The sequence below is a fragment of the Dactylosporangium sp. NPDC006015 genome, assembly GCF_040614215.1.
Classification (GTDB): domain Bacteria; phylum Actinomycetota; class Actinomycetes; order Mycobacteriales; family Micromonosporaceae; genus Dactylosporangium; species Dactylosporangium maewongense.
On the sequence record NZ_JBEXUD010000033.1, the window covers coordinates 18,838 to 28,888 of the forward strand.

General features: G+C 73.5%; 6 protein-coding genes. 1 reads left to right on the forward strand and 5 read right to left on the reverse strand.

Features of this window, described 5'->3' with window-relative positions; translation table 11 throughout:
• Positions 1–25: 25 nt before the first annotated feature.
• Positions 26–5,359 (reverse strand): AAA family ATPase, encoded by a 5,334-nt coding sequence (locus ABZ321_RS40295; protein ID WP_354900896.1) that lies wholly within the window; start codon positions 5,357–5,359, stop codon positions 26–28.
• Positions 5,360–5,627: 268 nt separating this feature from the next.
• Between ABZ321_RS40295 and ABZ321_RS40300 the strand changes: the two genes are divergently transcribed.
• Complete coding sequence (locus tag ABZ321_RS40300; RefSeq protein ID WP_344513859.1) at positions 5,628–5,897, forward strand: metal-sensitive transcriptional regulator; 270 nt, start codon at positions 5,628–5,630, stop codon at positions 5,895–5,897.
• 10 nt (positions 5,898–5,907) lie between these two features.
• Here ABZ321_RS40300 and ABZ321_RS40305 read toward each other — a convergent pair whose 3' ends face one another.
• The 4 genes from ABZ321_RS40305 to ABZ321_RS40320 all read right to left on the reverse strand — a co-directional run bounded on the left by ABZ321_RS40305 (position 5,908) and on the right by ABZ321_RS40320 (position 9,638).
• Complete coding sequence (locus ABZ321_RS40305) at positions 5,908–6,684, reverse strand: sulfite exporter TauE/SafE family protein (RefSeq protein WP_354900898.1); 777 nt, start codon at positions 6,682–6,684, stop codon at positions 5,908–5,910.
• A 106-nt stretch (positions 6,685–6,790) separates the two neighbouring features.
• The gene (locus tag ABZ321_RS40310; protein ID WP_354901034.1) at positions 6,791–7,372 is read right to left on the reverse strand and encodes a rhodanese-like domain-containing protein; all 582 of its coding nucleotides are present in this window, start codon (positions 7,370–7,372) and stop codon (positions 6,791–6,793) included.
• On the reverse strand, positions 7,369–8,772 hold the full coding sequence (locus ABZ321_RS40315) for an MBL fold metallo-hydrolase (RefSeq protein WP_344513855.1): 1,404 nt from the start codon (positions 8,770–8,772) through the stop codon (positions 7,369–7,371). The genes ABZ321_RS40310 and ABZ321_RS40315 overlap by 4 nt, the downstream gene beginning before the upstream one ends.
• A 203-nt stretch (positions 8,773–8,975) precedes the next feature.
• Entirely contained in the window at positions 8,976–9,638 is a 663-nt protein-coding gene (locus tag ABZ321_RS40320; protein WP_354900901.1) for a response regulator transcription factor, read from the reverse strand.
• Positions 9,639–10,051: the final 413 nt, after the last annotated feature.

The following is a 10,051-nucleotide window of genomic DNA, read 5'->3' on the forward strand; positions in this document are numbered from 1 at the left end:
CCGGCACCCCGGCACGACCAGCGCGTCACTGACCGGGGTCGCAGTCCGCCGCTGTGAGGGGAATTTCGACGCTGAGACGGGTGCCGGCGCCGCGCGGGCTGTACAGGGTGATGCGGCCGCCGAGCGCCTCGGCGCGGTCTTTGAGGCCGAGCAGGCCGGTGCCGTGGGTGAAGTCGGCGCCGCCGATGCCGTCGTCCTGGACGCTGACACGCAGGGCGGGGTCCGTGGTGACGGTGATGGCGATGCTCGATGCGTGGGCGTGTTTCGCCGCGTTGGTGAGTGACTCGGCGACGATGTAGTAGGCGCTGACCTCGATGGGTTCCGGGAGCCGTCCCACCGTCTGGAGGTTGAGCTCGACGGGGATCGGTGAGCGGCGGGCGAGTGACCGCAGCGCCGGACGGAGCCCACCGGCGGTGAGGATCGACGGATGGATGCCGTGCGCGGTCTCGCGGAGCTCGTTGGCGGCGGTCGTGGCCGTGGTGACGGCTTGTTCGAGTTGCTGGGCGACCGTGTCGAGGTTGGGTGGGAGCGTCGCCTGGGTCGCGCGCAGCTGCAGGGCGAGCGCGACGAGGCGTTGCTGGGCGCCGTCGTGCAGGTCGCGTTCGATGCGCCGGCGCGTCTGGTCGGCGGTGGCGACGATGCGGGCGCGGGACGTGGTGAGTTCCGTGCGGCTCTCGGCGTTGGCGATCGCGGTCGCCACGAGCTCGGTGAAGTCGGCCAGGCGGCGTTCGGTGTCCTGGGGCAGCCGATGGCGCCGGGATCCGACGCCGATCGCGCCCCAGAGCGCGCCCTCGACCGCGATCGGGCTGGCGACCGCGCAGCGGCACGGGATGGGAAGGTCCGCCCAGTTGGGCCGGCCCGCGTCGCGGCGGGCCGCCCGGCCGGTGGCCTGGACCGATGCCAGCACCGACTCGGCGTCGAGTTTGGCACGTGCGGCCGGTGATGGGTCTTCGTGCGGGAAGCCGCCCATGGCGGTCGCCTCGCCGTCCGGCTCGAACCGGACGATCGCCGTGCTGTCGGCGCCGAAGAGGGCCGCGACCTCCTCGGCCACCGCGGTGAAGACGGGGCCGGGGCCGACGCCGTGGGCGACGAGGGTGGCGACGCGTCGCAGGGCGGCCTGCTCGTTGGCGATGCGGCGGTACTCGGCGTAGAGGTGGGCGTTGTCGAGGGACACGGCGAGTTGACCGGCGATGAGCTCGACGGCGTCGAGCCGTTCAGTGGTGAACGCGCCGCGGATGAGGCGGTTCTCCAGCAGGAGCACGGCGCGCAGCGTGCCGCGGCCGACGATCGGCACGGCGAGCAGGGAGCAGCAGGTGACGTCGGTGAAGTACGGGTCGCGGGAGAAGCGGTCGTCGCGGGTGACGTCGTCGACGACGAGCGGGGCAGGTATCCGTTGGGCGTATCGCAGGACGGACAGTGGCGCGAGCTGTTCGTGGCCGGTGCCGGTGACGGGGGTGACGCGCCCGGGCGCGGGCAGGAGCCACTCGCCTTGGTCGTCACTGCGCATGAGGAGACTGACACCGGTGGCGCCGCCAATCGCGCTGAGGACCTTGACCAGGCGGGTATGGAGCCCGTCGATACTGGTTTCGGAGCTGAGCGCCTGGGAGGCGGACAGGATGCCGAGCAGGTCGATCGTTCCGGTCGTGACGGTGGCGCGGCGGCGGGACAGGTCGGCCGCCGGGCCGACGCTCGGATCAGGTTGGAGCCGCAGTTTCGGGTAGGCCCAGTCCAGTTGGGTGACCTTCGCGGTGGCGCCCCAGTCGAGGTAGTCCTGGCGGGCCTCGACGAGCAGGCCGTAGCCGGCGCGTTCGACGCCGTGGTCGAGGAGAAACCGGGCCGCGCGTTCGGAGATCAGGGCGCGGTGCCATGGGCGCTGCCGCTCGATGACGTGGCGCAGCGCGGCGTCGAAGGCGAGGACGGCGGCGCGGAAGTCACCGACCGCCCAGGCCCGCTCAGCCTCGAGCAGCCGCAGCAGGTGCTGGAAGTTGACCTGCATGTCCCTGGCACGGGCGGCCATCCAGCGCACCTCCTCATCCAGTGCCCGCAGCGGGCCGTCCCGCTCTGCCCCGGCGGCGGCGCGGACCTGCCCGGCGAGCGCCAGCCCGTGCAGCAGGTGGACCAGGGCCGCGATGTAGACGCCCGGGGATGCCGGCAGCAGCGGCGTCGCCGCCGTGGCGTGCCGGGTCAGGGCGGCCGGATCACCGAAGACGGCGGCGGCGAGCGCGCGGGTCGCATGCGCGTGGAGCTCGGCCAGCGGGTTGTCGGCATACCTGTCCGCCGGGAGCGCCCAGCCGGCCCTGCTGGACCGGTCGCCGCGCAGCACGCCGGCCAGCCACCGGTAGCTGTCGAGCGTCTCGCGGATGTGCGCGCCGCCGGTCTGCTGCGCGAAGGCCAGCCCGGCGTCCACCTCGGCCAGGCAGGTGTCCAGCGGCGCGCAGTCCAGCAGTGCCCCGCTGATCACGAAGTACGTGTGCAGGGCGTTGGCCAGCTCGCCCCCGGTGATCAGCCCCTCCCGGGCCTGCCGGGCCTGCTCGACGGTGCGTTCGACCGGTTCGGACCAGCAGCCCACCAGGGAGGACAGGAAGCGCACCTGGGAGGTCTCGGGTTCGTAGCCGCGCGCCTCACCCAGTGCCAGGACCCGCCGCATCACCCGCCACCCGGCGGCGTAGTCGCTGAAGGTCGCCATGGCGGTGAAGGCGGTGTGGCTGGCCGGGCCGAGCAGCGGGCGGGCGGGGCCGTACTCGATCCAGATCCGCAGCGACTCCAGACTCAACCAGTCGAACGTGGCCTGGTCGGCGGCGAAGTAGACCGCCCCCAGGATCGCGCTGATCACCCGGGCCACGGCGAGCAGCGTCGGGTCGGTGAGGTCCGGGCGGGCCAGCTCATCGGCGTCTTCGGTGTGCTCCAGCCACCGGTACAGCAGGGTGATCTGGCGGTCGACCTCCTCGGCGAGCCGGTCCGCAGCCGGGACGGCGAGGCCGAGCTCACGCAGCGACTCCAGGCCCAGCGTGATCGCCTCCCGGCTGCGGTTGCGGTGCATCAGGCTGCGCGCCTGCACCACCGTCGCGTCCACCCGGCCCAGGGCCGTGGGACACAGCCCCGCGATCGTGCGGTACTCCTCGTCCGCCTCCTCCAGGCGGCCCACGCTGTACAGGGCGCGGTGGCGTGTGGTGCTGACCTCGACGAGCGTGGTGACGTCGCCGGGATCGACGAGCGGCACCGCGGCGGCCAGCAGCGCGTTGACCAGGATGTAGTCGCCGATCAAGGCCGCCTGGCCGGCGGCTCGCCGCAGCAGGCCCACCACCCGCCTGCGCTCCGCGGCATCCTCGACGGCGTCGATCACCGGCAGGTACTGCTCGGCCGCCGCCGCGAACAACTCCGGCACGCACGCCAGCCGCCGCGCCATGTCCAGCTGCAACGTGGCCCGACGCCCGGGCGCCAGCCCGCGCAGGACCCCGTCGCGGATCCGGTCGTGACGAAACCGCACGCCCTGATGCGCACCGGCCTCCACCACCAGAAGCCCCTCGGCGAGCGCCGGCGCCAGCCGCTGTTCCAGCACGCCCGCCGGTACGCCGGTGGCGGCCTGCAACAGGCTCAGCTCACCCCGCCCGCCGAGGCACGCCATCGCCTCCACCACCCGCCGCGTCGGCCCGGGGACCGCCGCGACACCCGCCGCCGGCAACCCGGCGACCTCCGACCGGCCCAGCCGGGCCCGCACGGCCGCCGGGTCCCACCGCCACCCGGCAGCGGTCGCGGTCAGCGCACCGTCGCGCCGCAGCGAGTTGAGCAGTTCCACCGTCTCGTACGGATTGCCGGACACAAACGGGTCGATCAGCCGCACCAGGCCGGCCGCCTCGGCCCGCGGCACGCGGAGCATGTCCGCGACGATGGCGACCGTGCCGGGGACAGGCAGGTCGACCAGCCGCAGGTGCCGCACCCCTGCCTGGTCCCGCCACCGCGCCAGCGGCGCCGCCAGGGGATGGGCCGCGTCCACCTCACCGTCCCGGTAGGCGGCCACCAGCAACAGGCCCTCGACCGGCTCCTCGCTCAGCATGAGGTCGACCATGCCCAGCGGCGTGCGCCCCGCCCACTGCAGGTCGTCGGCGAACACCACCATCGGCCGCTTGCGCGAGGCGATCGCCCGCAACGCCTCCACCGACGTGCGCTGCACCCGTGTCTGCGCGGTCAGCGGATCGCCCGGATCGGGCACCACCCCCAGCAGCGCCGCGAACTCCGGCACCACCGCGGCCAGCTGGCCGGCATTCGACCCCGCCGCGCGCAGAATCCGCTCGCGGACCTCGGCCAGTTCCTCCTCCGGCTCGGCCAGCAACAGCTGACCCAGCCCACGAAACGCCTGATGCAGCGCGTCGAACTCCAGGTCGCGCCGGTACTGGTCGAACTTGCCCCGCACGAACCAGCCGTCGCCGCCGGTCACCACCGGGCGCAGTGCATCGACGAGCGACGTCTTCCCAACCCCCGGCGCGCCGCTGACCAGCACCCCACGGCACCGGCCGGCCAGCGCCTCCTCGAACGCCGCGGCCAGCGTCGCCACCTCCGCGTCGCGTCCCACCAGCCGCGACGGCGGCATCAGCCGCAGCGGCACATCACGCTCGCCGACCCGCAGCCCGGCCGCCGCCGGGCCGGCGTCGCGCAGCCGCTCCAGGTCGTGCACCAGGCCGTCGGCCGTCTGATACCGGTTGCCCGGCTCCTTCTCCAGCAGGTGCATGACGATCTCGGACAGCGGCTCCGGCAGGGCCGGGTTCACCTGAGCCGGCGGAACCGGCACCCGCGCGAGGTGATCGTGTGTCAGCCGCAGCGGGTCGCCGGAGCCGAACGGCGGCTCACCCGTCGCCAGCTCGTACAGCGTCGCACCCAACGCGTAGAGGTCGGCCCGCTGATCCACCGGCCAGCCGGTGCGCCCGGTCTGCTCCGGCGCCAGGTACGCCAGCGTCCCCACGATCTCGCTGTGGTGGGTGAACTCCGGGCGGATCTGCGCCAGCGACGACGCCAGGGCGAAGTCGACCAGGCACGGCGCGCCGTCCCGGCAGACCAGGACGTTCGCCGGCGTGATGTCGCGGTGCAGCACACCCCGGCGGTGCATCCCCGCCACCGCGCGGGCCAGCCCCGTCGCCAGCGCGATCAGCTCCGCGACCGCCATGGGCTTCGCCAACGCACTCAGACTCGTGCCGCCGACGTCGGCCATGCTGACCGCCCCCGGACACCATGGCGTATCCGCGACCTGGACGACGCCCCGAACACCGCGCAGGCGCTCGAGGATCGCCACCTCGTGCTGCACCCGCCGCGCCGCACCCGGCCCCAGCGGCTCCTTGCGGATGACGACGCGCCCACCAACCGACACCCGACTGATCCGCGTGCGCTCACTCTCGTGGAGTACGCGGTCAGGTGGAACCCCGCCCGGCAGCACTTCGCCTGCCCCCATCCGACACCTCCGCGGACGGTCTGATCCCCACCTCTACCGTACTGATGCCCACTTTCCGGGCGAGGGGACGCCCACACCCATGCACATCAGCGGCCTGGGCCGCGACGTGATCTGCGGTGATCGCCGACACGCCGCACGGTGTACCCCAGGGGGTATCCTGAACGGCAAAGCGTGGTGAGGAGCGGGCATGCAGATCGACCAGGACGCCCTCGGCGACGTCATCAAGCGGCTGCGGCGCGCCGAGGGCCAGATCCGCGGCGTGATCGCGATGATCGAGGACGGCCGGGACTGCGCGGAGGTGGTCACCCAGCTCGCGGCCGTGTCCCGGGCGCTCGACCGGGCCGGCTTCAAGATCATCGCCACGGGGCTGCGGCAGTGTGTCACCGCGGAGGCGGACGACCGGGAGCCGGCGATCGACGTCGCCCAGCTGGAGAAGCTGTTCCTGTCGCTGGCCTGACGACGCGACCTCAGCCGGCGGCCGGGTGGAGCAGGGTCTGGGTCACCACGAACGCCGCGATGACGAAGACGAGGTAGGCGAACCAGCGGCGCAGCCGGTCGGCGGGCAGCCGGGTGGCGACGCGGGCGGCGACCAGCGAGCCGACGATCGCCGCGGCGGTGAAACCAGCCGCGATCCTGTAGTCGATGGTGGTGTCGCCGGCGTGCGCGACGAACCCGGCCACCGAGTTGATCACGATGATGACCAGGGACGTGCCGACCGCTGCGGTCATCGGCAGGCCGAGCAGCAGGACGAGGGCGGGGATGATGAGGAACCCGCCGCCGACGCCGAACAGGCCGGTGAGGAACCCGACGGTGACGCCGGCACCGACGGACTTGGGCAGGCAGCCGCGCCAGTTCACCCCGCCGCTGGGCAGGGCGCAGTCCCCGCCCTCGCCGCCCTGCCGGCGCAGCATCCGTATCCCGGCGGCGACCATCATGACCGCGAACCCGATCAGCACGATCCGAGGGTCGAGCAGCCGGTTGACCGCGGCGCCTGCGAACGCCGACACCGCGCCGGCGGCGCCGAACACGGCGGCGATGCGCCGGCGCACCTGTCCGGCACGCAGCCGGGGCAGCACGGCGGCGGCCGAGGAGAGCCCGACCACGAGCAGGGAGGTCGGCACCGCCGCGCGCAGCGGCAGTCCGACGCCGTAGACGAGGGCCGGCACGGCCAGGATCGAGCCGCCGCCGCCGAGCAGGCCGAGCAGGATGCCGATCACGGCGCCCAGGCCGAGTGCCGCGATCATCGTGAGCTCCTCTGTGGGATCGGCAGGTCGCCGGCGGCGCCTCGCGGGGTGTGCCCGCCGCTCTCGCCGGTACGGCCGGCCGCGGCGGTGGCCGCTCTCGTGGCGGTCACGGCCGGTCGGCGGCCAACGACCTGATGACGCTGTCCAGGTCGGTGCGAGGGCCTCGGTTGTAGGGCAGCTTGGCCAGCAGCATCCCCATCACGCAGGTGCCCGACAGCGCGGCGACGGTCAGCCCGGCGCCGACGAGACCGGCGATCCACTTCACCGGCGCCGCCACCACGCTGAGCAGGACCGCGACGAGCACGATCGAGCCGGCGACCAGCCGGACCTGGCGTTCGAGGTCCCATCGGGCCCGGCCGCGGCGAACCGGCCCGCCGGCGGCCTGCCAGGCGGTCATCCCGCCGTCGAGCACACGCAGGTTGGGCAGCCCGGCCGCGGCGAGGGCCTGTTCGGCCTGGCCGGCCCGCTGTCCGGAACGGCAGACCAGCACGACCTGTTCGTCGAGGTGGGCGAGCAGTTCGTCGCGGTGCTCGCGGAGCAGGTCGAGGGGGACGTTGTAGGAGCCGGGGATGTGGGCGGTCTCGAACTCGCCCGGGGTGCGCACGTCGATGAGGCGGGGCGTGCCGCCGGATTCCACGAGGTGGCGCAGGTCGTCGACGGGCAGGGTGGAGGTGCTGGCCACGATCAGATGTCTTCCTTGTCGGTGGTGACGGTGGGCAGGCCCGCCGCAGCGGCCTGCGCGTAGGCGTCGTCGATGTGCACGACGCGGCGGCCGGCGCGGACCAGCAGGCTGGTCGCTGCCGCCGCCCGGTAGCCGGAGCCGCAGTGCACCCAGATCACCCCGTCAGGCACGGCGTCGAGGCGGTGCGGCAGGTCGGGCAGCGGGATGTGCGCCGCGCCGTCGATGTGGCCGGCGCGCCACTCGTTGCTCATACGCACGTCGAGCACGACGTCGGGAGCGGGCAGTCCGTGCGGGGGACGGCCGTCGCGGGCGGCGGCCAGGTCGGCGAAGGTGGCGGTGGTCAGCTCGCCCAGCCGCGAGGCGTCGCCGCCGGCCAACTGCCGGGGGGTGCCGGTGGCCGCGGCGGCGGGGCGGTCGATGCCGATCCGGGCCAGTTCCCGCTGTGCGGCGGCGACCTGCTCCGGTGACTCCCCGAGCAGGGTGATCGGGGCGCCCCACGGGGCCAGCCAGCCCAGCCAGGTGGACATCGGCCCGTCCAGGCCGAAGCTCAGCGTGCCGGTCAGGTGCTGGCGGGCGAACGCCTTGCGCGAGCGCAGGTCCACCACCCACTCCCCCGCGGCGATCCGGGCACGCAGCTCGTCGGCGCTCGCGGGCCGGACGGGGGTCAGGTCGATCGCGTCGGCGCCGTCGGCGTTGCGGGCGCCCATGTGGGCGTAGTACGCGGGGTAGGCGTCCAGCCCGGCAAGGGTCGTGGTGACGAAGTCGTCGGCCTCCAGCCGCAGCACCGGGTTGGCGGACCGCTCCCTGCCGATGGTGGACTCCGACGCGTCGGACTGGGTGGCCGAGCAGAAGCTGCCGAACCCGTGCGTGGGCCACACCTGCGCACCGTCGGGCAGCAGGTCGGCCAACCGGCGGGCGGAGGCGTGCTGATGCCGGGCCAGGGTGTGGGCGTGCTCCTTGCCGAGCAGGTCGGTTCGGCCGGTGGTACCGAACAGCAACGATCCGCCGGTGAACACCCCGACGGGTCCGGTCGGGCCGTGCAGCACGTACGACAGATGGTGGAACGTGTGTCCCGGCGTTGCCACCACTGCCAGCCGCAACTGCCCGGACACGGTGATCTCGTCGCCGTCGGTCACCGCCACCCGGTGGAAGGCCACCGCGTCGGCCGCCGCCACCAGGTACGCCGCGCCGGTCACCTTCGCCAGAGCCAGCCCGCCGGAGACGTAGTCGTTGTGCAGATGGGTCTCCACGACGTGCGTGATGCGCACGCCGAGCCGGCCGGCCAGCGCCAGGACGCGGTCGATGTCGCGCTGCGGGTCGACCACCACCGCGACCTGGCCGTCGTGGGCCAGGTAGCTGCGGTCACCCAGGGACGAGGTCGCCACGACCTCGACGTCGATCGTCATCGCGTTTGTCACCTTTCGTCGGTCACCGGAACTCCTCAACGATACCCCTGGGGGTATGCGCGGAACGCACGCCGGCCTCGGCCCCAATATACCCCCGGGGGTATCAAGCAGCGTGTGGAGATCGTCACCCTCGGCGGCATCCCCGCACCTGGGCGCGGTAGTGCCAGCGCTGGAGGCGGCGAAACACGGTCCGGAGCGGCCTGCTACCGGCTCGCGCTCCCGGCGTCGTACCCGTCGGGGGTGACCAGGCCGTTCTGGTAGGCGAAGACCACCAATTGCGCCCGGTCCCGCGCACCGACCTTCGCCATCGCGCGCGCCACGTGGGTCTTCGCGGTGAGCGGGCTGACCACCAGGCGGACCGCGATGTCGTCGTTGCTCAGTCCGGCCGCGACGAGTTGCACCACCTCCCGCTCCCGGGCGGTGAGCAGGGCCAGCTCCGGCGGCTCGGGCCTCCGCCTGACCGCGGGCTGCCCGGACTGGACCGAGCGGCGGATCACCGCCCGAGTGACGCTCGGCGACAGCAGCGCGTCGCCGCGGGCCACCACGCGCACCGCCTGTACCAGTTCGTCCGGGTCGGTGTCCTTGACCAGGAAGCCGCTGGCGCCGGAGCGCAGGGCGGCGAACACGTCGTCCTCCTCGGCGAACGTGGTCAGCACCAGAACCCGGACCCCGGACAGCTGGGCGTCGCCGGTGATCAGTCGCGTGGCGGTGACACCGTCCACATCGGGCATCCGGATGTCCATCAGCACGACGTCCGGGCGAACACGCCGGCCGCGACGAGCCCGCCGGCGCCGAGCCACCTCGGCAGCAGTCCGGTGCGAAGCGCGCTGAGGGAGACCACGGCGGTGAGCGCGGTGATGCTCCACACGACCGGCGTGCGCCCTTGCAGCTGGTTCAGTGCCAGCACCGCCGACAGGTCGCCCGCGTCGGACGCTCCGACGAGCGCGGTTTCGGCGGCCTGGGACACGAACCCGAGCGCGACGAACACCGTGCCGACGATCGCGATCGCGGTGGCAAGCGTGTCCTGACCGGCCCTACGGATGACCGGGGCCAGGGCCGCGACGAACACGTTCGCCGCCAGCAACGCCGCGCCGACGGCGACCTCGCTGGCCACCAGCGCCGACCGGTGCGCCACGTTGAACGCGGCGACAGCAGCGGGGGTGTCCCCGTCCGGACCGAGCCCTTGCAGCAGCCGATGGACCACGTAGAACAGGTCGAAGCCGAATGCCCCGAGGGCCGCCGTACGCAGCGCCCGGCGGCCGGTGACACCGGCAGTCAT

What these genes read in the sequence shown, in the direction of transcription:
- ABZ321_RS40300 (WP_344513859.1), top strand. Translation starts at nt 5,628, where the DNA reads ATGCAGATCGACCAGGACGCCCTCGGCGACGTCATCAAGCGGCTGCGG.
- ABZ321_RS40315 (WP_344513855.1), bottom strand. Translation starts at nt 8,772, where the DNA reads ATGACGATCGACGTCGAGGTCGTGGCGACCTCGTCCCTGGGTGACCGC.
- ABZ321_RS40305 (WP_354900898.1), bottom strand. Translation starts at nt 6,684, where the DNA reads ATGATCGCGGCACTCGGCCTGGGCGCCGTGATCGGCATCCTGCTCGGC.